This is a genomic window from Rhodococcus sp. W8901 (assembly GCF_013348805.1).
Lineage (GTDB): Bacteria > Actinomycetota > Actinomycetes > Mycobacteriales > Mycobacteriaceae > Prescottella.
Map to the genome: position 1 here is coordinate 3,327,157 of NZ_CP054690.1, position 23,282 is coordinate 3,350,438.

22 protein-coding genes are annotated in these 23,282 nt (G+C 67.5%); 6 read left to right on the top strand and 16 right to left on the bottom strand.

The window, feature by feature from the left end:
* Position 1: 1 nt before the first annotated feature.
* The 10 genes from HUN07_RS15635 to HUN07_RS15680 form a co-directional block, all read right to left on the bottom strand.
* Positions 2 to 358 carry a hypothetical protein gene (locus HUN07_RS15635; protein WP_174910808.1) on the bottom strand — a complete coding sequence of 119 codons (357 nt, stop codon included), beginning with the start codon at positions 356 to 358 and terminating at the stop codon, positions 2 to 4.
* A gap of 127 nt (positions 359 to 485) precedes the next feature.
* On the bottom strand, positions 486 to 950 hold the full coding sequence (locus HUN07_RS15640) for an Hsp20/alpha crystallin family protein (RefSeq protein WP_114719362.1): 465 nt from the start codon (positions 948 to 950) through the stop codon (positions 486 to 488).
* Positions 951 to 1,085: 135 nt separating this feature from the next.
* Positions 1,086 to 1,838, bottom strand: a complete 753-nt coding sequence (locus HUN07_RS15645) for a succinate dehydrogenase/fumarate reductase iron-sulfur subunit (protein WP_114719361.1) — start codon at positions 1,836 to 1,838, stop codon at positions 1,086 to 1,088.
* A 1-nt stretch (position 1,839) separates the two neighbouring features.
* Positions 1,840 to 3,771: a fumarate reductase/succinate dehydrogenase flavoprotein subunit gene (locus tag HUN07_RS15650; protein ID WP_174910811.1), complete on the bottom strand. Its 1,932-nt coding sequence runs from the start codon at positions 3,769 to 3,771 to the stop codon at positions 1,840 to 1,842.
* 43 nt (positions 3,772 to 3,814) lie between these two features.
* A complete protein-coding gene (locus HUN07_RS15655; protein WP_254622534.1) occupies positions 3,815 to 4,618 on the bottom strand; it encodes a hypothetical protein in 804 nt (267 codons plus the stop codon).
* 11 nt (positions 4,619 to 4,629) lie between these two features.
* Positions 4,630 to 4,914 (bottom strand): hypothetical protein, encoded by a 285-nt coding sequence (locus HUN07_RS15660; RefSeq protein WP_114719358.1) that lies wholly within the window; start codon positions 4,912 to 4,914, stop codon positions 4,630 to 4,632.
* A gap of 143 nt (positions 4,915 to 5,057) precedes the next feature.
* Positions 5,058 to 5,966, bottom strand: coding sequence for a class I SAM-dependent methyltransferase (locus HUN07_RS15665; protein ID WP_174910817.1), 909 nt, complete (start codon positions 5,964 to 5,966; stop codon positions 5,058 to 5,060).
* Between the two features lie 109 nt (positions 5,967 to 6,075).
* Entirely contained in the window at positions 6,076 to 6,765 is a 690-nt protein-coding gene (bioD, locus tag HUN07_RS15670; protein ID WP_174910820.1) for a dethiobiotin synthase, read from the bottom strand.
* A complete protein-coding gene (locus HUN07_RS15675; RefSeq protein WP_114719355.1) occupies positions 6,762 to 7,928 on the bottom strand; it encodes an 8-amino-7-oxononanoate synthase in 1,167 nt (388 codons plus the stop codon). The genes bioD and HUN07_RS15675 overlap by 4 nt, the downstream gene beginning before the upstream one ends.
* A gap of 37 nt (positions 7,929 to 7,965) precedes the next feature.
* Complete coding sequence (locus HUN07_RS15680) at positions 7,966 to 9,240, bottom strand: adenosylmethionine--8-amino-7-oxononanoate transaminase (protein WP_397484385.1); 1,275 nt, start codon at positions 9,238 to 9,240, stop codon at positions 7,966 to 7,968.
* A gap of 135 nt (positions 9,241 to 9,375) precedes the next feature.
* On the opposite strand from HUN07_RS15680, the gene HUN07_RS15685 reads away from it, so the two are divergent.
* Positions 9,376 to 11,448: an acyltransferase family protein gene (locus HUN07_RS15685; RefSeq protein WP_174910823.1), complete on the top strand. Its 2,073-nt coding sequence runs from the start codon at positions 9,376 to 9,378 to the stop codon at positions 11,446 to 11,448.
* A 19-nt stretch (positions 11,449 to 11,467) separates the two neighbouring features.
* Here HUN07_RS15685 and HUN07_RS15690 read toward each other — a convergent pair whose 3' ends face one another.
* From HUN07_RS15690 to HUN07_RS15700, 3 genes are all read right to left on the bottom strand, one after another.
* Positions 11,468 to 12,715 carry a cytochrome P450 gene (locus HUN07_RS15690; RefSeq protein ID WP_174910826.1) on the bottom strand — a complete coding sequence of 416 codons (1,248 nt, stop codon included), beginning with the start codon at positions 12,713 to 12,715 and terminating at the stop codon, positions 11,468 to 11,470.
* Positions 12,716 to 12,887: 172 nt separating this feature from the next.
* Positions 12,888 to 14,099, bottom strand: coding sequence for a PucR family transcriptional regulator (locus HUN07_RS15695; RefSeq protein ID WP_254622535.1), 1,212 nt, complete (start codon positions 14,097 to 14,099; stop codon positions 12,888 to 12,890).
* Between the two features lie 140 nt (positions 14,100 to 14,239).
* Positions 14,240 to 14,638: a hypothetical protein gene (locus HUN07_RS15700; RefSeq protein ID WP_174910832.1), complete on the bottom strand. Its 399-nt coding sequence runs from the start codon at positions 14,636 to 14,638 to the stop codon at positions 14,240 to 14,242.
* A gap of 130 nt (positions 14,639 to 14,768) precedes the next feature.
* Here HUN07_RS15700 and HUN07_RS15705 point away from each other — a divergent pair, with 130 nt between their 5' ends.
* From HUN07_RS15705 to HUN07_RS15720, 5 genes are all read left to right on the top strand, one after another.
* The gene (locus tag HUN07_RS15705) at positions 14,769 to 15,809 is read left to right on the top strand and encodes an NAD(P)-dependent alcohol dehydrogenase (RefSeq protein WP_174910835.1); all 1,041 of its coding nucleotides are present in this window, start codon (positions 14,769 to 14,771) and stop codon (positions 15,807 to 15,809) included.
* On the top strand, positions 15,806 to 16,171 hold the full coding sequence (locus HUN07_RS15710) for a hypothetical protein (RefSeq protein ID WP_254622536.1): 366 nt from the start codon (positions 15,806 to 15,808) through the stop codon (positions 16,169 to 16,171). Before HUN07_RS15705 ends, HUN07_RS15710 begins: the two co-directional genes overlap by 4 nt.
* Entirely contained in the window at positions 16,168 to 16,341 is a 174-nt protein-coding gene (locus tag HUN07_RS27040) for a hypothetical protein (protein WP_254622537.1), read from the top strand. The genes HUN07_RS15710 and HUN07_RS27040 overlap by 4 nt, the downstream gene beginning before the upstream one ends.
* 247 nt (positions 16,342 to 16,588) lie before the next feature.
* Positions 16,589 to 17,263 carry a response regulator transcription factor gene (locus tag HUN07_RS15715; protein ID WP_174910837.1) on the top strand — a complete coding sequence of 225 codons (675 nt, stop codon included), beginning with the start codon at positions 16,589 to 16,591 and terminating at the stop codon, positions 17,261 to 17,263.
* Positions 17,232 to 18,734 (top strand): sensor histidine kinase, encoded by a 1,503-nt coding sequence (locus tag HUN07_RS15720; RefSeq protein WP_254622538.1) that lies wholly within the window; start codon positions 17,232 to 17,234, stop codon positions 18,732 to 18,734. Before HUN07_RS15715 ends, HUN07_RS15720 begins: the two co-directional genes overlap by 32 nt.
* 40 nt (positions 18,735 to 18,774) lie before the next feature.
* Here HUN07_RS15720 and HUN07_RS15725 read toward each other — a convergent pair whose 3' ends face one another.
* The 3 genes from HUN07_RS15725 to cycA form a co-directional block, all read right to left on the bottom strand.
* Positions 18,775 to 19,425 carry a hypothetical protein gene (locus HUN07_RS15725; protein WP_174910840.1) on the bottom strand — a complete coding sequence of 217 codons (651 nt, stop codon included), beginning with the start codon at positions 19,423 to 19,425 and terminating at the stop codon, positions 18,775 to 18,777.
* Complete coding sequence (locus HUN07_RS15730; protein WP_174910843.1) at positions 19,422 to 21,296, bottom strand: acyltransferase family protein; 1,875 nt, start codon at positions 21,294 to 21,296, stop codon at positions 19,422 to 19,424. Before HUN07_RS15730 ends, HUN07_RS15725 begins: the two co-directional genes overlap by 4 nt.
* A 101-nt stretch (positions 21,297 to 21,397) precedes the next feature.
* On the bottom strand, positions 21,398 to 22,864 hold the full coding sequence (cycA, locus tag HUN07_RS15735) for a D-serine/D-alanine/glycine transporter (protein ID WP_174910846.1): 1,467 nt from the start codon (positions 22,862 to 22,864) through the stop codon (positions 21,398 to 21,400).
* Between the last annotated feature and the right edge of the window lie 418 nt (positions 22,865 to 23,282).

The following is a 23,282-nucleotide window of genomic DNA, read 5'->3' on the forward strand; positions in this document are numbered from 1 at the left end:
CTCACCACTGCGGTCCCGCGACCACCAGGAACACGACGCCGGCCGTCACACCCAACGCCCCGCTGAGGGCTCCGAACAACGCCTCGAGCGACTTCGGTTCGTCGTCCTCGACATCCACGGCACGGGACGCGGCCACACCGGTGACGATCGCACCGATGCCGAGCAGGATGCCCAGACCGAACGTCCAGAATGTGATGACGGACAGGGCCCCGAGCGCGAGCGACATGTCGCTGCCCGCTCGGCGCAGGACCGCCCCGACGGACGCGAGCGGCGATGCGGGACGGCGTTCAGGCCGGGAATCGGGGGCGGGAGTGGGCTCGGGAGCGGAATCGGGCGAACGGTCAGCGACGACGGACATGGTGGAGCGGTACTTTCTCGAGCGAAGGACAGAGGTTGCGAGGGGCGTGGGGACCGCAGACCTAATCGGTACGGGAACCGTGCCCCGTACCGATTCGCGCCGACGGTGGTGTCAGGTGCCGTCGGCCCTAGGTGTCTCCCGTCCTGTCGCCCGCCCCCGCCTCGATGGTCCGTGGAGTGTCGGATCCCAGGCGGGTGACCTCGATCCGTCGCGGCTTCGCGCGCTCGGCAACCGGGATCATGACCGTGAGGACACCATTTTCGTAACTGGCAGAGACCTTTTCGGCATCCACGTCGTCGCCGAGAGAGAGCTGACGACGGTACGTTCCGCTGAACCGCTCGGACGCGAGCCACTGGACGTTCTCCTCCGAGGGCGCGCTGCGGTGCGCCGTGAGGGTCATCGTCCCGTTCTCGATGTTGACGTCGACCGAGCCGGGATCGACACCGGGCAGGTCTGCATGGAGGACGTAGTGATCGTCGACTCGGTAGAGGTCCATCGGCATGAACCGCGGTACGCGCGTGCTACCCATCGGGTTGGAGAGAAGGCTTCGAGTCAGTGCATCAATATCCGAGAAGGGATCGAAGCGCAGCACAGCAACACACCTCCTGAGCATCTCCGGTGCCCGCCACCCGACGGGCAGCCGATCAACTGTGCATTACCAAAATTAGCACTCCCACCCGATGAGTGCCAATCGTTTGTTCGGTCGATCGCAGCAGGGCCCGGAGGGCTACTTCCCTCGCCGAAACAGCTTGTTACCCAGCCACACCACAGGGTCGTACCGCTTGTCGGCGACGCGTTCCTTCATCGGGATCAGCGCGTTGTCGGTGATGTGGATGTTCTCCGGACACACATCGGTGCAGCATTTGGTGATGTTGCACAGCCCCAGCCCGAACTCGGACTGGGCGGCGTCGCGGCGATCCGCGGTGTCGAGGGGGTGCATCTCGAGCTCGGCGATCCGCATCAGGTAGCGCGGGCCGGCGAACGCCTCCTTGTTCTCCTCGTGGTCCCGCACGACATGACACGTGTTCTGACACAGGAAGCACTCGATGCACTTGCGGAACTCCTGAGACCGCTCGACGTCCACCTGCTTCATCCGGTACTCGCCCGGCGCCAGACCGGGCGGCGGCGTGAACGACGGGATCTCGCGCGCCTTGGTGTAGTTGAACGACACGTCGGTGACGAGATCGCGGATGACGGGGAAGGAACGCATCGGGGTGACGGTCACGACCTCGTTCTCGCCGAACGTCGACATCCGGGTCATGCACATCAGCCGTGGTTGACCGTTGATCTCCGCTGAGCACGACCCGCACTTGCCGGCCTTGCAGTTCCAGCGCACCGCCAGATCCGAGGACTGCGTCGCCTGGATGCGGTGGATGATGTCGAGGACCACCTCGCCCTCGTTGACCTCCACCGTGTAGTCGCACAGGTCCCCGCCCGACGCGTCGCCGCGCCACACCCGGAACTTCGCGTCGTAGCCCATGTCAGGTCGCCCTTCCCGGATGCCCTTCGAGCTCGGCATCCGTGTAGTACTTCCCCAGCTCGTCGATCTCGAAGAGCGCCAACAGATCCGGACGCATCGGCGTCTGCTCCTCGCGCGTGACGATCACGTCGGGGATCGCGACGTCGTCGCCGAGTGCCGGATCGCCGGGCACCGTGCTGCAGACCAGCAGTGTCGACCGCCACTGCGGGTCCATCGACGGGTAGTCGTCGCGCGTGTGCCCGCCGCGACTCTCGGTCCGCATGAGGGCGGCGCGCGCGACGCACTCGCTCACCAGCACCATGTTCAGCAGATCCAACGCCAGGTGCCACCCCGGGTTGAACTGGCGGTGGCCCTCGACCGTCACCCCACCGACGCGAGACTTGATTTCGTCGAGCCTCGCGACGGCCCGCTCCACCTCCTCCTCGTTGCGAATGATGCCGACCAGGTCGTTCATGGTCTGCTGCAACTCGGTGTGCAGGGTGTAGGGGTTCTCCCCGAGCCCCTCCGCGGGCGGGTCGAACGGCGCGAGGGCCGCGGCCGCCGCGGCCACGACATCCGATTCGGTGACCGCAGGACGGGTCTCGAGGGACTGGACGTAGTCGGCCGCCCCGAGCCCGGCCCGCCGACCGAAGACCAGCAGGTCCGACAGCGAGTTTCCGCCGAGCCGGTTCGATCCGTGCATGCCCCCGGAGCATTCTCCGGCAGCGAAAAGGCCGGGCACCGTGGATGATCCGGTATCGGGATCGACTTCGATGCCGCCCATCACGTAGTGACAGGTGGGACCGACCTCCATCTGCTCCTTCGTGATGTCGACGTCGGCGAGTTCCTTGAACTGATGGTGCATCGACGGCAGCCGCCGCACGATCTCGTCCGCCGGCATCCGGGACGCGATGTCGAGGTACACGCCACCGTGCGGGGTGGACCGTCCGGCCTTGACCTCGGAGTTGATCGCCCGCGCCACCTCGTCACGCGGCAGCAGGTCGGGTGTACGACGGTTGTTGTCCGGATCGTCGTACCACTTGTCGGCCTCCTCCGCGGTCTCCGCGTACTGACCTTTGAACACCGCGGGGATGTAGGAGAACATGAACCGCTCGCCGTCCGAGTTCTTCAGCACCCCGCCGTCGCCGCGGACGCCCTCGGTGACGAGGATGCCCTTCACGCTGGGCGGCCACACCATGCCCGTCGGGTGGAACTGGACGAACTCCATGTTGATCAGGTTCGCCCCGGTCCGCAGCGCCAACGCGTGGCCGTCGCCGGTGTACTCCCACGAGTTCGACGTGACCTTGAACGACTTGCCGATTCCGCCGGTCGCCATGACGATCGCGGGGGCGTCGAACAGCACGAACCGCCCCGACTCGCGCCAGTACCCGAAGGCGCCGGCGATCCGGTCGCCGTCCTTGAGGAGTTCGGTGATCGTGCACTCGGCGAAGACCTTCACACGCGCCTCGTAGTCACCGGTCTCCGCGAAGTCCTCCTGCTGCAGCGAGACGATCTTCTGCTGCATCGTGCGGATCAGTTCGAGCCCGGTGCGGTCCCCCACGTGCGCCAGGCGCGGATAGGTGTGCCCACCGAAGTTGCGCTGGCTGATCCGGCCGTCCGGGGTGCGGTCGAACAACGCGCCGTAGGTCTCGAGTTCCCACACCCGATCCGGCGCCTCCCGCGCATGCAGTTCGGCCATCCGCCAGTTGTTGAGGAACTTGCCGCCACGCATGGTGTCGCCGAAGTGGACCTGCCAACTGTCCTTGGAGTTCGCGTTGCCCATCGCGGCGGCGCAGCCGCCCTCCGCCATGACGGTGTGAGCCTTCCCGAACAGCGACTTGCACACCACGGCCACCGACAGGCCCCGTTCGCGCGCCTCGATGACCGCCCGCAGCCCGGCGCCGCCGGCGCCGATCACCACCACGTCGTACTTGTGCCGCTCCACCTCTGCCACGAATTCCCCCTCCGGCTGGAATCGCTCGTGCCCGTCGAGCCCGTCAGTTGATGAGACGCAGGTCGGAGATGGTGCCGCTCGCGACCAGCATGATGTAGAAGTCGGTGATGATCAGGGTCGCCAGCGTTGTCCACGCCAACTGCATGTGGCGGGTGTTGAGCTTGCTCACCCACGTCCACAGCCGATAGCGGACCGGGTGTGCCGAGAAGTGCTTGAGCCGGCCGCCGGTGACGTGGCGGCACGAGTGGCACGACAGGGTGTACGCCCACAGCAGGATCACGTTGACCGTGATGATCAGGCTGCCCAGGCCGAGGCCGAAGCTGCCGTTGGGGCCCTCGTACGCCCGCACCGCGTCGTACGTGTTGACCAGTGACACCACCAACGCGACGTAGAAGAAGTAGCGGTGGGCGTTCTGCACGATCAACGGCAGCCGCGTCTCCCCGGTGTAGGTGGCGTGGGGCTCGGCCACCGCGCAGGCAGGCGGCGCCAACCAGATCGACCGGTAGTAGGCCTTGCGGTAGTAGTAGCAGGTGAGACGGAAACCGAGCAGAAACGGCAGCACCAGGAAGCCGAGCGGAATCCACATCGGCAGCTCGCCGACCCAGGTGCCGAAATGACTCGCACCCGGCACACACGACTCGCTGATGCACGGCGAGTAGAACGGCGTCAGGTAGTGGTAGTCGTCCACCCAGTACGCGGTCCGCACGAACGAGCGGACCGTCGCGTACACGACGAAGACCGCGAGCCCGAGCGTCGTGAGCAGCGGCGCCAGCCACCACCGGTCGGTGCGCAACGTGCGCGCACCGATGCCCGCCCGAGCCGGCGATGGTGCACCGATCTCGGTCACGCGGGGCGCCCTCACGCGTTCTCGTGCGGGTTGCCGCCAAGGCCTTCGTCGTCGGCCCCCTGCCACAGCGAACGGTCGTAGGGCGTGTCCGGCACCTGTACGCGCTCGGTGCCCGCCCCGACCGTGGGCCGCGGAGGCGATTCGGTGAGGTCGTGGGCGTCGATGTCGAGACGATCGACGTCGTTGGCCAGCCGGCGCACGGCCGACGCGTCGCCGTAGACGTCACGCAGCGACCCGACGCACTCCCGCAGATGGCCGATCGTGCGCTGCAGATCCATCACTTCGGTGGTGGTCATCGGTACCTCCGAGAAGCTTCGAAAAGCAGTGTTCGAATCCTCGGCCGATCGGAGCGGTACCAGGACTGTCGGTCCGCCGCCCGATCTGCCTACTCGATGTGATGGCACTCACAGTACGTGAAGCGTCGCCGCGTCGCCGCGAATTACCCCGACGGCACCGGGCCGTCGGAATTCCCCAGCACAGCGGGGCGCCTGGCCACGACAGCGAAGTTGAGAGGAATCCGCGGCGCTCCGGGTCGCAGCTCCCACCCGCGCCGACACGGGACGAGATCGTCGAACGCGGGCCAGTCCATGTACGGCAGCTCGACCAGGGATTCGATCGTCAAGCCGGCCTCCAGGAGGGAGCCGACGACTTCGCCGAGGTCGTGACGCCACTCGTAGTTCGTCACATGCGCGATCTGCCCGGCCGAATCCTCGGTGTACGTTCCCGAGTCGTCGTAGGTGCGGTGACCACCCCCGCCGAGATAGTCGTCGACGATCTCCCACGGCTCGTGGTCCATCGACCCGAGAATCGGATGGTCGTCGCGAATCATGAACACGCCTCCCGGTTCGAGGAGGTCGTGGATCGACTGGGCCCACGTCGCCAATTCCGGCAGCCACACGATCGTGCCGGCACTCGTGACGACGGTTGCGAACCGGCGGTCGATCAGGGTCGACGCATACCGGGCGTCGCCTTCCACCCAGCGGATGTCACGCCCGTCGGCGGCCGCGATCCGCGCCGCGTGGTCCAGGGAGTTCGGCGACAGATCGAGTCCGTGCACGTCCACGGCGCCGAGCCGCGCCCACGAGATCGTGTCGGTGCCGATGTGACACTGCAGGTGCAGCAGACTGCGGCCGCGCACCCCCGAGTCCGGCAGGTGGGGCGCAAGCACCGAAAGATCGTTCACAACGACTTGCGAGATCGTCCCCGGATCGGCGAGGAAGCCCTCGATGTCGTACATCTTCGATCGCGCGTGGACGTCCGCCCGGTCGTTCCAGTTCGCCCGGTTGGAGGCGATAGCCTCTGTGTCCTCTGTGTCCTCTGTGGCCTCTGTGGCCTCTGTGGTCTGCACGACCCGTCCTCCCGTATGCGTACGCGTATGTCGACTCGACCGTGTCTAGCACGGACATATGCGTCCGGCGCAGCGATTTTCTGCGCCTCGGGCCGTCGGATCGGGTTGTTCAGCCGATCGAGGCGGCGAGCCATTCGGGGTCGAACCAGCCCGGCGCGGCACTCGCGAATCGAGCCTCGTCGAGACGCCCACTCCCCTCCGGGATGCGCCCGACCAGTGCGGCCCCCGTCACGGTCGGCAGATCCTCGAGATTGCAGCGCATCGCGAGATCGGGTTCGACGGGCCACGATCCGACGACGAAGCCCGAGCACTTCACGCCCGCCGCGGCCAGCGATTCGGCCGTCAACGCACAGTGGTTGAGCGTGCCCAATCCGGGCGCAGCCACCACGACGACAGGCGCATCCAGGTCGGCGGCGACGTCGCGCACCGTGAAGCCGTCCGCGCCCAGACGCACCAGCAGTCCCCCGGCGCCCTCGACGATCGTCACGTCGTACGTGGCATCCAGTTCGCGCACGACGGCCACGACATCGGACCGGGTGAGCATCGGCATGCCACTGCGCCGGGCCGCCGTGTCCGGGGCGAGCGGTTCGGGATACCGGGCGAGTTCGACCGTCGCCGTCACACCGCTCAGCCGCGTGACCTCCGCCAGATCGCCCGGCTCGTCCGCCGTGACACCCGTCTGCGCCGGCTTGCACACCGCGACCGATCGGCCCGCTGCCCGAAGCGCGGCCACGAGCGCCGCGGTGACGATCGTCTTGCCGACGTCCGTCGAGGTACCGGACACAACGAGCACGCTCACGCCGACACTCCCACGCGATTGCCCGAAAGCACCTCGGCGAGAATACTTTCGATCCGTTCCATCTCGTCGGCATCGATCGTCGCGCGCGCGGTCAGGCGCAGCCGCGACGTGCCCTCGGGCACCGACGGCGGTCGGAAACAGCCCACGTGCAGCCCCCGTTCCCGGCACGCGACCGCCGCAGTGAACGCCACCTCCGGATCCCCGAGGATCACCGAGACCACGGCCGATGCCGGATCTGTTACCCCGGTGATGCGCGCCAGGTCGCGGGCCCGGTCGAGCACCGCGGATGCGCGCTCCGGCTCCCGGATCAGCACGGCCAGCGCGGCACGTGCGGCCCCGACCGCGGCGGGCGCGAGGCCGGTGTCGAAGATGAACGTGCGCGCCGTGTCGACCAGGTGTGCACGCACCTTCTCCGACGCCAGCACCACGCCACCCTGGCTGGCCAGCGACTTCGACAGGGTCGCCGTGACCACGACGTCGGGCTCCCCCGCCAGTCCGACCTCGTGGACGAGGCCGCGGCCGCCCGACCCGCGGACGCCGAGCCCGTGGGCCTCGTCGACCAGCAGCACCGCGCCGTGCTCGCGGCACACACGGTGCATCGCGGCGAGCGGCGCAAGGTCGCCGTCCGCGCTGAAAACCGAGTCGGTGAGCACCAGCGCGCGTTCCTCGGCGCGTTCGGCCAGCGCGCGGCGGAGGAACTCGATGTCGGCATGCGGTGCCACCACGACCCGGGAGCGGGACAACCGGCACGCGTCGACCAGCGAGGCATGGCAGCCCGCATCGGACACGATCAGCGCGCCGGGCCCCGAGAGTGCTGTGACGGCACCGAGATTCGCGGCGTAGCCGCTCGCGAAGACCAGGCCGGCCTCGGCGCCGACGAACTCGGCGAGTTCACGTTCGAGCAGTTCGTGATCCGACGTCGTGCCCGTCACCAGCCGCGATCCGGTCGCGCCACCGCCCCAGCGACGGACCGCGTCGACGGCGCCGTCGATCACCTCGGGGTGCCGGACGAGACCCAGGTAGTCGTTGGAGGCGAGGTCGATCACCGAGTCGGACGCGCCGCGTGCCCGCAGCTCGCGACGCAGACCGGCCGCCCGCCGATCACGTTCGACGTCGTCCAGCCAGCTCAGCGCATTGCCCTCGGTACCCACCCGAAGCACGATACAAGCCCACTTGAACAGCGTTCAAGTGGGCTTGCGGTCAGGCCGCCTGGCTTCGCGCGGCCGCCACCATGCCGGTGGTGAGCCGGTCCAGATCCTCGGCGGTACAGATGTAGGGCGGCATCGCGTAGATCAGATTCCGGAACGGGCGCAGCCACACCCCCGCCCCGACAGCGGCGTCGGTCGCGGTCTGCATGTCGACCGGTTCGGCCAACTCGATCACCCCGATGCCGCCGAGCACCCGGACGTCGACGACACCGGGAATGTCCCGCGCGGGTGCCAGCCCGCGTTCGAGCCCCTCGTTCAGCGCCGCGACCTCGGCCCGCCAGTCGCGCGAGAGCAGCAACTCCACCGCCGCGACCGCGACCGCACAGGCCATCGGGTTCCCCATGAACGTCGGGCCGTGCATGATCCCGCCGCCCTCGCCTGCGCTGATCGTCTCGGCCACCTCGGTGGTGCACAGCGTCGCGGCGAGCGTGAGATAGCCGCCGGTGAGGGCCTTGCCGACACACATCACGTCGGGCGCGATCCCCGCGTGGTCGGCGGCGAACAGCTCGCCGGTGCGACCGAATCCGGTGGCGATCTCGTCGAACACCAGCAGCAGATCGTGCTCGTCGCACATGCGGCGCAACTCGCGGAGGTAGTGCGGGTGGTGGAACCGCATGCCCCCCGCCCCCTGCACGACGGGCTCGACGATGATCGCCGCCAACTCGTCGCGGTGTTCGATCACGAGCCGCTCGAACTCCGCGACGTACGCGGCGTCGTACTCGCGCGGCGGCGCGGGCGCGAACACCTGCCGGGCCAGCACGTCCGTCCACATCGAGTGCATGCCCCCGTCCGGGTCGCACACGCTCATCGGCGCGAACGTGTCCCCGTGGTAGCCGCCCCGCCACGTCAGCAGCCGGTGCTTCTCCGGTCGCCCCTGGGCACGCCAGTACTGCAGGCACATCTTCACGGCGACCTCCACCGACACCGAGCCGGAGTCGGCGAGGAACACCTTCTCCAGACCGGCGGGTGTGATCTCGACCAGCAACTCCGCGAGACGTGCGGCCGGCGCGTGGGTGAGCCCGCCGAACATGACATGACTCATCCGGCCGAGCTGATCGGTGACCGCGGCATCGAGGACCGGATTGCGATACCCGTGCACCGCGGACCACCACGAGCTCATACCGTCGACCAGTTCGGTGCCGTCCGCGAGGGTGAGGCGAGCGCCCTCCGCGGACTCGACGACCAGGGGGGCCGTCGACGCGGGAAACGCCCCGTAGGGATGCCACAGGTGTTCGGTGTCGATCGCGACGATCCGCTCGGAAGACATGCGCAAGGAGTTCACGGCGCTCGACTGTATGTGCTCGGGCGCGACGGTCGACGCGGCAGGTATTTTGGGGACGTCGCCGCCGCGACCGTTCCGCGGCAATCCGGGATTCCTCCCGCGCCGCCTCGAAAGGATCGCGTGTCAGTCCGCTCCACCGCCCCGACCCTCGGTGGCCCCTCGGGCTCCGAAAGCCGCATTCGCCCAGTTCACCGCCGTGATCTCGACGGTCTCCGGGGCCTCGCGATCGGGCTGGTGGTCGTCTACCACGTGTGGTTCGGACGGGTCTCCGGCGGCGTCGACATCTTCCTGGCGCTGTCCGGGTTCTTCTTCGTCGGGTCGCTGCTGCGGGTCGCGGAGGGTCCGTCTCGACTCGATCCACGCCCCGTCGTGGGGCGAATCACTCGACGACTCGGACCACCCCTCGTCGTGGTGCTCGCGGCGACGGTCGCGTTCACCGTCTGGGTCCATCCGGCGACGTTGTGGTTCGACATCGCGCGGCAGACGACCGCCTCGCTGACGTTCCTCCAGAACTGGCACCTCGCCGACACCGCGAGCGACTACCTGGCCGCCGACCCGTCGGTGAGCCCGTTGCAGCACCTGTGGTCGATCTCCGTGCAGGGCCAGTTCTACCTCGCCGCGATCGTTGTCGTGTTCGCGGTCGCGTGGCTGTTGCGGGCCCGCGGGTTGCCCGTCCGCGGGCCGCTCGCGGTCGTCCTCGCGGCCCTGGCCGCCGCGTCCCTGATCTATGCGACGACCAGCGAACTGCCGCAGACGTGGCTGTATTACGACACCGCCGCGCGGATGTGGGAACTGCTCGCCGGCGGTGTGCTGGCGTGCGTCGCACCGTGGATCCGGGTGCCGCGCGGGTGGCGGATCGCGCTGTCCGTCACCGGCCTGGCGATCGTTCTCGGCTGCGGCATGGTGCTCGACGGACGCAGCGAGTTCCCCGGACCGTGGGCGCTGGTCCCGGTCGGCGCCGCGCTCGCCTTCATCGTCGCGGGCGCGCAACCGGCGGACGATGCTCGCGCGAATCCGGTCTCGAACCTGCTCGCCTCCCGACCGCTGCTACGTCTCGGCACCGTCGCGTACGCGCTGTACCTGTGGCACTGGCCGATCCTCATCGGCTATCTGGTGATCGCCGATCGCCCGTCGGCGAGCGTCGCCGGCGGGGCCATCGTGATCGCGGTGTCGCTGGTCCTCGCGGAACTGACGACCCGACTGGTCGAGACCCCGATCCGTAGGACCGCCGATCGCGGAGCGACACGGTCGGCGCTCGTCGCGGCCGTCGCGGCGCTCGCGGTGATCGTGGGTGCCGCATCGGTGACCTGGACACACTTCGTCGACCGCCGGACAACGCAATGGGCCCAGCAGGGACCACTCGATCCGGTCACCTACCCGGGTGCGGCCGCGCTCACGTCCGGCGCCGACGTCGTGACGGCGCGCGAGCAGCCGTCCCGGTTCGTCGCGCACGCCGACCTGCCGCCGACCACGGGCGACGGATGCATGTCGCAGTCCGGCCAGATCGAGGCCCTCACCTGCACGTACGGCGACGTCGATGCCGAGCGGAGTATCGCGGTGATCGGCGGATCGCACGCCGAGCACTGGATTCCGGCCCTGGACATCCTCGCCCGGGAGCACCGTTTCCGTCTGGAAACGTTCCTGAAGGTGGGCTGCCCCGCCCTGCTGCCCGTCGGCCCCGACTACCCGATCGGCGAGTGCGAGGAGTGGACGTTCGGGGTGGTCGACGCCCTCACGGAGATGCGCCCCGACTACGTCTTCAGCACCTCGACCCGGCCCCGCCCCGGCGAGCCCGGCGACTACACCCCTGAGACGTACGTCGCGCTCTGGCAGGAACTGGCGACCCGGGATCTGCCCGTGATCGCGCTGCGCGACACGCCATGGCTCGAGGAGGACGGCGTCAGCTACCGGGCGGCGGACTGCCTCGCCCGACGTGGGGGCAACGCAGACTCGTGCGGCATCGACCGTGCGGAGGTCCTCGAGCCCGTCGACCCGGCGCAGGCCGCCGCGGCGTACCTGCCGACCGTCCAGCTACTCGACCTGTCCGACGCCGTGTGCAGGACCGACCGATGCCGCGTGGTCGAGGGCAACATCCTGGTCTACCGCGACGACGACCACCTGACCGCGACCTACGTGCGCACCCTCGCGCCCGAACTGGGCAACCGCCTCGGCCCCGCCACCGGGTGGTGGTGACGGGGCCGCAGGCGCGGGCTCAGTGCGCCACCGGGCACTTACCGGCGTAGTCCACCTGGAGTTCCTTGATCCCGTTGATCCACCCGGACCGCAGCCGCCGCGGGTCACCGAGTTTGGTGATGTCCGGCATGTGGTCGGCGATCGCGTTGAACATCAACTCGATCTCCATTCGCGCCAGGTTCGCCCCGATGCAATAGTGCGCCCCGGTGCCACCGAAGCTCAGGTGGTCGTTGTCGGCTCGCGTGATGTCGAACTGCGTGGGGTTCTCGAACACGTCCTCGTCGAAGTTGGCGGACGAGTAGAACATGACGACGCGGTCGCCCTTGCGGATCTGCTGACCACCGAGTTCGTTGTCGGACAACGCAGTTCGCTGGAATCCGACGACCGGCGTGGCCCAGCGGATGATCTCGTCGACCGCCGTGGCCGGACGCTCCCGTCGGTACAACTCCCACTGGTCGGGGTTGTCCATGAACGCCATGATCCCGTGCGTGATCGCGTTGCGCGTGGTCTCGTTGCCCGCGACGGCGAGCAGCAGCACGAAGAACCCGAATTCCTCGGAAGCCAGGGCGTCGCCGTCGATGTCGGCCTCGACGAGCGTGGTGACGATGTCCTGCGCGGGACACTTGCGCCTCTCCTCCGCCATCGCATACGAGTAGGCGAGAATCTCCGCGGACGCCGTCGCCGATTCCTGCGCGAACTCGGGATCGTCGTAGCCCATCATCTGGTTCGACCAGTCGAAGATCTTGTGGCGGTCCTCCTGCGGCACACCGATCAACTCCGCGATGGCCTGCAGGGGCAGCTCGCATGCGACCTGTTCGACGAAGTCGCCGGCGCCGGCGGCGACCGCCTGCTGGACGATCTGTTCCGCCCGCGCCTTCAACGCCGGACGCAGACTCTGGACGGCACGCGGGGTGAAACCACGAGCGATGATCTTGCGGAGCTTGGTGTGATCGGGCGCATCCTTGTTGATCAACAGGTGCCGCATCATCTCGACGGTCTCGCGGGGCATGTCGTCGCCGAAGCGGGCGATCGCCGTGTTCTCCCACGTCGAGAACACCTCGCCGTTGCGCGAGACCTCCTTGACGTCGGCGTGCCGGGACACCGCCCAGTAGCCGGCGTCTGGGTACCCGCCCTTCGTCGGCGGCTGCTCCACCCACCAGACCGGAGCCGACTTCCGGAGTGCCGCGAACTCCTCGATCGGCAACCGGGTCTCGTACACATCGGGATCCGTGAAGTCGAATCCTTCGGGGATGCCGGGAACCGCCACGTCGTACTCCTTCGCTCGGGGATATCGCCGACCACGTCTTCCGTCGTCGTGACGATCGTCACACGGAACGGTGCGATCTCGCTTGGCCGATCTGCCCAGTCCAGCGCGGACCTTTTGTGCGACCCGCACATCCCGACATTTGTGCGACCCGCACATCCCGGCGCACAGCGGGTCAGCCCCCGAAGGTGTCGAAGCAAGCCAACGCCAGTTCGAGTTCGAGGTGCCGCCCCGTCAGGTCGCGCCCGAGCGTGGCCTCCACCTGCTGGATCCGGTACCGCACCGTGTTCTTGTGGACACCGAGCCTGCGGGCCGCGGCTTCATGGTTACCTCGGCAGGCCAACACTTCACGCAGCGTGTCCCGGAGACGCTCCGCGGTGGCATCCTCACCCCGCAGGCCCCCGAGTTCCCGCTCGACGAGTGCCCGCATCGACTCCGGATCCGCCGACAGCATCGACACCACCTCGACGTCGCGGTACCGCGTGACGGTCGCACGACGGCGACCGGACTCGGCGATCCGTTGCGCCGCAATCGCTTCCCGGTGGCTGCGACGGAATCCGTCGATCCCGGCGGCCGGCTCGCCCAGCGCGAGCCGCACCCCCTTCGGCACCGACAGCGGATCGACCGTCCACGGATCAGCGTCACCGTCGTCGGTGGCGATCCACGCCCACACCCCGTGCGCCCCGGAGGGCACCGACAGACTACGACGTGCCCCGGCCAGACGCGCCACGACCGGTTCGAGGGATCCACCGGACGATGTGGATTCATCCGCCCACAGCACGACCGCGATGTGCGCCCGCTGCAGCGGATACCCGAGCCTGGCCGACGCCTGCGTCTGGTCTCCGCCGCCGTCGAGGATCTCCCGCACCGCCGTCATCCGGTACGCAAAGGCGCCCTGCAGCAGACGTTCACGCTCCTGCGAGTAGGTGACCGCAAGCTCGTCGAGCATTGAACTGAGCAGTTCGCCGGTCTGCGACCACATCGTGGTCAGCACCTGGATCTTGAAATCGGGATCCAACGACTCCTGCTCGATCAGCGCCGACGTGAAGCCCAGCATCGCGCGGTGGCCGGCGTGGTAGATCCGCGAGAGCACCCGCAGTTCCAGTCCCCGCTGTGCCACTGTGCGTGCCAGCGCGTGGGTCGCCTCGGACACCGGCGCCGCAGCCGGCCCGTCGGCCAGCGGGCCGCTGGCCTCGAGGAATGCTCCGAACTGACCGCGGATGGCGGAGCGCAGATCCCGCTCCAGTTCCGCGTCCGACGCCAGTTCCGGCACATCCGCGGCGAACGACTCCTCGAGGAATGCGAGGAAGGCACTCAGATGCTCGCTCGTCAACGTCGTAGTGATGTAGTCCCGCAACCACAGATCGGCACGCGTGTCGTCTCCCACGCGTTCACCTCCCTGTCTGCGGCTCACCGTCGGCGCCATTGTGTACCGAACCGACAATCCGGCGCACGGCTTCGCCGGATTCCGGGCGCGACGAAGAATCCCGATTGTGTCGATCGCACAGAACCATCGTCGGGCAACATTCAGGCGCACTCACTCGCCCTTGCGGGGTCGATACCTCCGGCGCGAACCGCGAAGGCGATCCACGCCGCACCGAACAGCAGACAACTGAACGGCATCAACAGAATCCGGGGATCTCCGACCCCGCCCATTCCCACCCCCATCACGCCGACCAGCACCAACGGGCTCTGCTTCAGCGCATACAGCAGGGCCGCGACGCTACCCAGCCAGGCCAGCCACCGCGAACGCGGCCAGATCTCGCTCGGGATACCGAGCGCGACGGCCAGTGCCGCGGCAGGAAGGTTCGTCCACACCATCTGCGACTGCCAGAAGGACTCGTCGCCATCACGGATCCAGCCCGCCGTCAGCATTCCGAGCAACAGGCCCGGGATCGACAGCAGTATCGGCCGCGTCCACCGCATTCGTCCCTCCCCGTCCGAACGATCCCACCACCCTCGCACGACCCCCCGGACGGAGCGCGCCGTCCCCCCGGTCGTGCCATGCTCGAAACCGCGAGCGAGATCCCTCGGACAATCGACGAAGGAGCGCAGTATGAGAGCAATCCAGTACACCCGGATCGGCGGCGAACCCGAACTGGTCGACATCCCGAAACCCGAACCCGGACCGGGCGAGGTGCTGCTCGAGATCACCGCGGCGGGCGTCTGCCACTCCGACGAGTTCATCATGAGCCTGCCGGCGGAACGGTTCGGCTACGACCTACCACTGACCCTCGGCCACGAGGGCGCCGGTCGCGTGGCCGCCGTCGGCGCCGGTGTCACCGATCTCGACGTCGGCACCAACGTGGTGGTCTACGGCCCGTGGGGCTGCGGCCGCTGCTGGCACTGCGCCCAAGGACTCGAAAACTATTGTTCGCGTGCAACGGAACTCGGTATCCACCCGCCCGGTCTCGGAGCGCCCGGCGCCATCGCGGAGTTCATGGTGGTGGACTCGCCTCGGCACCTCGTACCGATCGGAAATCTCGACCCGGTCGCAACCGTCCCCCTCACCGATGCGGGTCTGACCCCGTATCACGCGATCAAACGGTCGCTGGGCAAGCTCAGGGCAGGATCGTCCGCGGTGGTGATCGGAACCGGTGGACTGGGCCATGTCGCGATCCAGCTGCTCCGCCATCTGTCCCCAGCTCGCGTGATCGCACTCGACGTCAACGACGAGAAGTTGCAGTTCGCCCGTGAGGTCGGCGCCCACGAAGCGGTGTTGTCCGACGCCGACGCCGCGGCGAACGTCCGGAAGATCACCGGCCCCGCCGGCGCGGCTCTCGTCCTCGACTTCGTCGCCGTCCAGCCGACGCTCGACGTCGCCACCGCGGTCGCCGGCGTCGGATCGGACGTCACGATCGTCGGACTCGGCGACGGCAAGGCCACCGCCCGCGTCGGCTTCTTCACCGGCGCATTCGAGACCAATGTGTCAGCGCCGTACTGGGGCTCGCGCAGCGAACTGATCGAGCTCATCGACCTCGCGCACCAGGGCGTCCTCGACATCGCTGTGGAGCGCTTCAGCCTGGACGACGGCGTCGAGGCCTACCGCCGCCTCGCCGCGGGCACGTTGCGGGGACGGGCGGTCATCGTGCCGTGACCGGTGCCAGCGATCTCCTGCCGGTGCCGGCGCTGCTCGGCTACCTGTTACGAGAGCCTGCGAACACCCCCACCCACGCCGTAGCGTTGGGCGTGGCCGCCGCCGTCATCCCGATCGCGATGGTGATCGTCACCGATCGAGTCACCGATCTCCTCTACACCTGGATCCCGGATCTCGTCGGGTTCGACGGATATGCCCGGTGGTGGATCTTCGCCGTGCTCACCGGGATCGGGCTCCTGGTGTGGAAGCTTCCGGGTCACGGCGGACCCGATCCGGCGACGGCCGGACTGGTCGGCCCCCCCGATCCCGCCCCGCTCGCTCCCCTCGCTGGCGGGTGGCACTCGCCCTCGGCGCGGGTGTGAGCCTGGGTCCGGAGAACCCGCTGATCGCGATCAATGTCGCGGTGGCGGCGTGGATCCTGGCGCGGCTGTGGCCGACCGTGCCGACGAAACGGGTGGTGTGGCTGACGACGTCCGCGACGATCGGAGTGCTGTTCGGGACCCCGCTGGCGGGGCCGTTGGCGTTCGTCTGACGGTCCACCGCGGCCAACTGGTGGTGGGACCCGACACCGCACCGCTCGAGAAACACGCCGGCTGATGCTTTGTCAGAGTCATCTTCCGAGTGAGAGGTGCCGCGGCCGCCGATCTCCGGGCTTGACGCAATGCATGTTCACCTTCTCGGTGAGTACTGTCTCGTCCGCGTGCGCAGCGTGTCTTGGCTGTGTAACAACGGTGGCGTGGCGGTATCGGTACCGGTGAGAGTCTGGATAATGGGTGCCTGTGGCTCAGATCTTGCTCATCGAGGATGACGAAGCGGTACGCGAAGGACTCAGACTGGGGCTAGGTCAGCTCTCTCATGTCGTGCAGGGAGCCGTCACCGGCCATATGGGTCTCGATTTTCTCCAGATCCAACCGCCCGACGTTGTCATCTTGGATCTCATGTTGCCCGGCATGGACGGTTTCGAGGTCTGCCGAAGAATTCGTTCCGCCAGCAGTGTTCCGATCATCATGCTGACCGCCCGTGGCGACGATGTGGACGTCGTCAGTGGGCTCGAAGCCGGGGCCGACGACTATGTGATCAAGCCGGTCCAGCCTCGGGTTCTCGATGCTCGGATCCGGGCAGTGCTCCGTCGCGGCGAGACGCAATCCACGCCCGCGGCCAAGTACGGCGACTTGACGATCGACTACTCCTCGCTGATCGTGGCAAAGCATCACGATCCGCTGATACTGCCCCCGACGGAGCTGCGTCTGCTCCTGACCCTCTCAGCGGCCCCGGAGCAGGTCTTCAGTCGGCAACAGCTGTTGCAGTCCGTGTGGGAGCACGAGTACCTGGGTGATTCGAGACTGGTCGACGCCTGCGTGCAACGACTGCGCGCCAAGATAGAGGACAATCCCGCACAGCCGGTCTACATCCAGACGGTGCGTGGGTTCGGCTACCGCTTCGGACCGGTCTAGGCGGGAACAGCGGATGCGGATTAGGATGCGGCTACCCGGGTGGCGCGGCGGCTTGCGGGCTCGCCTGGTGATCGCCTTCATCCTGGTGACTCTGGCTGCCATAGCCAGTGCCGCCACGGCCGGCTACGTCTCCGCCCGCAATTCCCTCCTCGCCGCCGATCAGGACCGCGCCATCCGCGACCTGCGGCAACGCGTCACCGCGCTCGCCCCCGAGCTGCAGTACCCACCAGACCAGGAAACCCTGAACGCATTCGCGGCACAGTTGCCGGGCAACGCCACGGTGACCTACCGCGATCTGCAGTCCACCACTGAATCGGCACACGTCACCATCAACCCGGAGCTCCGCGACGCGGTACGCGACCACACGCGCGTACAGGTGCAGTATGTCTCCACCCCGACCGGGCCCGAGTTGGTGATCGGCATGCCGGTAACGATCTGGCAGCCCGGCGACGCGAGTCAGCCGTCGGGGCTGGAGGTGTATTCCGGCCACGATCTTGCTCCGACCTACCAGCAGGTGCAGGTGCAGAGTCGGACCGCATGGCTGGTCGGTGCCGTCGCGGTGCCGTTCGCCATTCTGGTGGGTTTGTTGTCCTCCAACGGCGTACTTCGCCCGGTACGAGATCTCCGTCATGCCACTCGGCGATTGTCCGCGGGCGATCTCACGGCACGCCTGCGCGTGCGGGGAACCGATGAGCTGGCGGATCTGGCGCACACGTTCAACGAGACCGCTGACGAACTCGAGCGGACGATCGCCGAACTGCAGCGACTGGAGGAAGACGCCCGCAGGTTCGTTGCCGACGTCTCTCATGAGCTCCGAACCCCACTGAGCGCGATGCTCGCGGTGACCGACGTGCTGGAGGCAGACGTCCCGCGTATGCCCGACGATGCCGCGCGATCCGCCGGTCTGCTGGTGCGGGAAACCCGCCGACTTACTCGACTCGTCGAGGACCTCATGGAGGTGTCACGATTCGACGCGGGCACCGCGTCGCTGATCCTCGAGGAAGTGGACGTCGGGGAGGCGATTCGGGCGACCCTGGTGGCCCGCCACTGGGACGACACGGTCGATCTGGACTTACCGAGAGACGTTCGAGCCCAAGTCGATCGACGCAGACTCGACGTGATCATCGCGAACCTGGTCGGTAACGCGCTCCGGCACGGGCGGCCTCCTGTCACTGTCGTGCTTCACGCCGACCGCGATTGGATCGAAGTCGTCGTGAACGACCACGGCGACGGAATCCCAGACGACGCGCTGCCGCACGTCTTCGACCGATTCTTCAAAGCGGACACCGCCCGCGGTCGCTCCGAGAGCAGTGGATTGGGGCTGGCCATCGCACAGCAGAACGCGCGGATACACGGCGGCGACATCGAGGTCGGGAACGTCCCGGGCGGCGGGGCACGTTTCGTGGTTCGGCTACGCCGGAACGCCGACCAGAACCTCAACGAGGTCCAGCACGATCCTGACGATCAGTGATCAGATCCGCCTACTGTGCAGTCGTGGCCAGCACAGCTGGTCACAGCACCGGACATTTGCGGCCAGCAACCTTGTCGCCGGATAGTCCGTTGTGGAGCAAGATATCAACGGATTTGTCCTGGCCTGGGTTGCCGCGCGCGGCGTCGACCGCGAGGGCGGTGCACACCACCTGGTCGACCGCCGGCGGGGAGAGATCGTAGACCGGTACCGACACGGTGATCACGGTCTCGGTGACGGTGACGTCGATGTCCGCCAGTGAGGCCCCCATCCGGGGCACCTCGTTGCGAAGCTCGCGGGTGTCGTCGCGCAGTTCCCGGCCCGCACCCAGGCCGAGCATCTGGATGGCGCGGCGGAGGTCGCCGAGCTTCCCCCACGGCTCGTCCCAGACGGTCCCTTGCGGTGCCGTCACCGGGCGCAGCGCGGTCCCGTCGAGGTAGTACAGGGTCGGGCCGGTGGCAATGCCGACCGGGGGCTCGCCGACGTCTGTGACCCCACTACCCGTTAGGATCGCGCTGCAAGCCACGGTCAGAGTCAACCCCGTCAAGACCAGCAGAAGAGCACGCAGCGCCGCAGTCGGCACCCGGTTCACCCCTCGCACATCGACGATCCTCCCACGAGCTTGCGGAACGCCGTTCGGACGGGCGGGTGTGCGGTCCTTCCGGCGGCGACCTGCCGGGTGATTGCCGTTCATCGCGACTGCTGCTCGATGGCGCGCGTCAACAGGTCGACATACAGCCCGGTCCCGGTGGGGCTCCGCGGGTGAGTGTCGTCCTCCCAGAACACCTCTGGTACACCCTGGGTGGCGACCTTCCAGTCGACGATCACGGTGTTGGGCCAGCGCCGCTGTGCGGCGCGCAGGGCGGCATTGACCGCGTCCTGCCACGGCCTGGGCACGCTGACGTTCATGATGATCACCCGACGCGACGACCCGATCGTTCGCAGTGCCGCATCGAGGGCGGACTCGTCGAATGCGCCGTTCGTGCCCAACCCGATCACAACCACCTTTCCGAGCCGTCCGGTGTCGCGCAGCTGCGCAACGAGATCGGGCAGATCCCACATCTGCCGACCGATTTCCACATCGACGTCCGCGCCGGGCAGGCGCTCTCGCAGTTCGCGTCCGGCCGCCGCCATGACGGAGTCGCCGAGCGCGGTCACGCCGCTGCCCGGAGGGCCGGCAGTCTCCGCCCTCAGCGGGATACCCGCGGGCGGAGATGTGGGTGTTACTGATGGCGTCTGCGGGGCGCGGGCCGCGCTCTGGCCGGCAGCGATCTGAGATTGCAGGTCGTCCGCCGGCGGGGCGAAGACAATACCCGCCGCCGCAGTGAAGACGGTGGTGGCGGCCACGGCCACCGCCACGCCACGGCCGGATGACGAGGGCAGTGAGCGGGGGTACTCGGTGAACCGCACGAGAGTGCCGCGGAATCCGTGCCGCCTGATCGGGTCCTCGACCCAGCGATACGACAACGCAGCGGCAGCAAAGGATATCGATGTCGCCGTCGCGGCGAAGACGAGCGGCGACATCGCGGGAACCGCAGCCTGAAGCAGCACGATGACCGGCATATGCCACAGGTATATGCCGTAGGACCGCAACCCGATCCACCGCAACGGCCGCGCAGCGAGGGTTCGCGCGAACCAACCGCCATCAGCGACAGCACCTACTACCACGGCGCCCGCCGCGACAGTCACCAAGCCGAACCCACCGGAATACAGGAACGGGCTCGCTCCATCCAGCACCGCAACCATGACCACCAAACTCGCGGCGCCCACCACCCCCGCGGTGTCGAGGGCGCGACGCCGCACAGGCACCATCGTCCTCACCCACGCCGAAGGCATCGACAGCGCCAGCGCTGACCCGACAAGCAACCCGAAGGCATGGGTATCGGTCCCGTAGTACACACGGGAGGCATCGACGCCGGGCTCGTAGAGCACGATCATCGCGGCCAGTGACGCCAGCGCGCCCGCTCCCGCGAGCACGGCGCACAGCGAGCGACTACAAGTGACCCGCATGACGACGACGAACAGGACCGGCCACACCAGATAGAACTGCTCCTCGACCGCGAGGGACCACAGGTGCAGGAACAACGATGGCTCGCCGAACCCGGCAAAATAGGACATCCCGCTGACAATGTTCCACCAGTTGCTGGTGAACGTCGCTGCGGCGAGCAGCTCTCCACCGATATCGGACACCAGAGTCGGCCGAATCACTGTGGCCGCGGCCGTGGCGACCACGACGACCACCGACACGGCCGGAATCAATCTACGTGCCCTGCGAACCCAGAAAGTACGCAGAGGAATGGTTCGTCGTTCCGAGAACAACCCGTGCAACTGATCGGTAATCAGGTAGCCGCTGATCACGAAGAAGATGTCGACGCCGAGAAAGCCACCCGGAAGCCATGTCTCGTCGAGGTGGTACACGAGCACCGCCAGCACCGCCCACGCCCGTACCCCGTCCATCCCCCGCCGGTACCGCCTCCCACCCGACTCGTCCAGACGCGCGGTCGGAATCTCGGCGCCGCCACGACCGTCGACACGGCGGGCGAGCGTTGGTGGCGAAGAATCCATGAGCACAGAGTTCCGAAGCAGTGTCAGCACCAGATGCGGTCCGTGTCGCAACCGCGTCACAGAACCACCGACCCGGGCACAGGACGGCGCGGCGGAGCAGGCTAGCCCTCCTCGCCGGTCTCTTCTCGGAAGGCTGCAGCGCGTGCCATTTGCGCGGGCCTGCGGCGCACGATCGCCCACGCCACACCCAGCACGGCGAACCACACCGGGGTGATCAGCAGCGCCTGCAGTGTGTCGTCCTTCTGGGTGAATGCCCAGATCAGGAACAAGAAGAAGGCGAACACCGCGTAACACATGGGGACGCCGCCAGGCATCTTGTACGTGGAGGCCTGGTGCAGGTGCGGACGTCGCTTGCGATAGACGAGGTAGCTGATCAGGATGATCGACCAGACGAACATGAAGCAGAGTGACGCGATGGTCGTGACGAGGGTGAAGGCCGCGATGATCGAGCCACCGACCACGACCATCACGACACCGGCAAGCAGGAACACACCCGAGAGGTACAACGCGTTGGCCGGCACGCGCCGCCGGGTGAGCTTGCCGAACGCCGCGGGCGCGTCACCTTCCTGCGCGAGCCCGTACACCATCCGTGAGGTCGAGTAGATCCCCGAATTCGCCGAGGACGTCGCAGAGGTCAGCACGACGAAGTTGATCACCGAAGCGGCAATGCCGAGGCCGGCGAGGGAGAACATTGCCACGAACGGGCTGCGATCTGCGACGATCTCTCGCCACGGCGTAACCGAGATGATCACGGTGAGCGCGACCACGTAGAACAGCATCATACGAACCGGGATCGAGTTGATGGCCTTCGGAAGGTTCTTCTCCGGGTCCTTGGCCTCGGCAGCGGTGGTGCCGACGAGTTCGATACCGACGAACGCGAAGGTCGCGATCTGGAATCCGGCAACGAAGCCCATGATGCCGGTCGGGAAGAAGCCACCGTCGTTCCACAGATTGGCGAAGGACGCCTCGGCGCCGCCGGGGGCGATGAAATGAGTGAAGACCATTGCCAGTCCGACGACGATCAAACCGACGATGGCAATGATCTTGATCAGCGCGAACCAGAACTCAGTTTCTCCGAATGCCTTGACGCTGGGCAGATTCAATCCGATGAGGAGGGCCACCGAGACGAGCGCCGGGATCCACAGCGGCAACGACCCCCACCAGTACGAGACGTAGCCCGCAATGGCGATGACATCCGCGATACCGGTGACGATCCAACAGAACCAGTAGGTCCACCCGGTGAAGAAGCCGGCCCACGGGCCGAGTAGATCGGAGGCAAAATCCGCGAACGATTTGTACGATGTGTTGGAGAGCAACAACTCCCCCATCGCGCGCATGACGAAGAACAGCATCGTGCCGATGATCGTGTACACGAAGATCACCGACGGACCCGCGAGGGAGATCGTCTTGCCGGACCCCATGAACAGGCCGGTGCCGATCGCCCCGCCGATCGCGATCAGCTGGATATGACGATTGGACAATTGCCGGGACAGTCCCGGCGGGTGTGACTCGTCGGCTGCGACAGCAACTGGCGTCGCAGCGACGCGGGGCTCGGTGTACTCGGACACAGGTACTCCTTGCTTCGGATGGATGCGGCACAACGACGATTGGTGGCCTGCGCATGGCACCCACACGGTTCGGTTCGACTGGGCGGGATCGATCGCGACCGGGATGTCGCACGAGCAAGAGGTGGGCTGCCCCAGCAGTCACATCGACGCTCCGAGCGCCCCAGCGCTGTGCCGCGGATCACACTGTAAGGGTGGATGAGGCGCGGCGCAACGGTCACGCCTTCGCCGAGGGCACCGTGCCGCACCGCAACACCGCACCAACCATCCGACACCCGTGCGTCAAATGCACTGCACACCAGCGCTTCAAGATGCCCGTCGATTTCCGGGACCCGGGAGCGCAAGGCCATTCAGCGGTTCCCGTCGACATGCGCACCTGCCGAACATTGCGACGACGATCAACTCCGAGCAGACAACCGCG

Bases quoted from the DNA above. Each gene is read 5' to 3' on its own strand.
- HUN07_RS15635 (WP_174910808.1), bottom strand. From the start codon at position 358: ATGTCCGTCGTCGCTGACCGTTCGCCCGATTCCGCTCCCGAGCCCACT.
- HUN07_RS15645 (WP_114719361.1), bottom strand. From the start codon at position 1,838: ATGGGCTACGACGCGAAGTTCCGGGTGTGGCGCGGCGACGCGTCGGGC.
- HUN07_RS15660 (WP_114719358.1), bottom strand. From the start codon at position 4,914: ATGACCACCACCGAAGTGATGGATCTGCAGCGCACGATCGGCCATCTG.
- HUN07_RS15680 (WP_397484385.1), bottom strand. From the start codon at position 9,240: ATGTCTTCCGAGCGGATCGTCGCGATCGACACCGAACACCTGTGGCAT.
- HUN07_RS15700 (WP_174910832.1), bottom strand. From the start codon at position 14,638: ATGCGGTGGACGCGGCCGATACTGCTGTCGATCCCGGGCCTGTTGCTC.
- HUN07_RS15705 (WP_174910835.1), top strand. From the start codon at position 14,769: ATGAGAGCAATCCAGTACACCCGGATCGGCGGCGAACCCGAACTGGTC.
- HUN07_RS15725 (WP_174910840.1), bottom strand. From the start codon at position 19,425: ATGAACGGCAATCACCCGGCAGGTCGCCGCCGGAAGGACCGCACACCC.
- HUN07_RS15730 (WP_174910843.1), bottom strand. From the start codon at position 21,296: ATGGATTCTTCGCCACCAACGCTCGCCCGCCGTGTCGACGGTCGTGGC.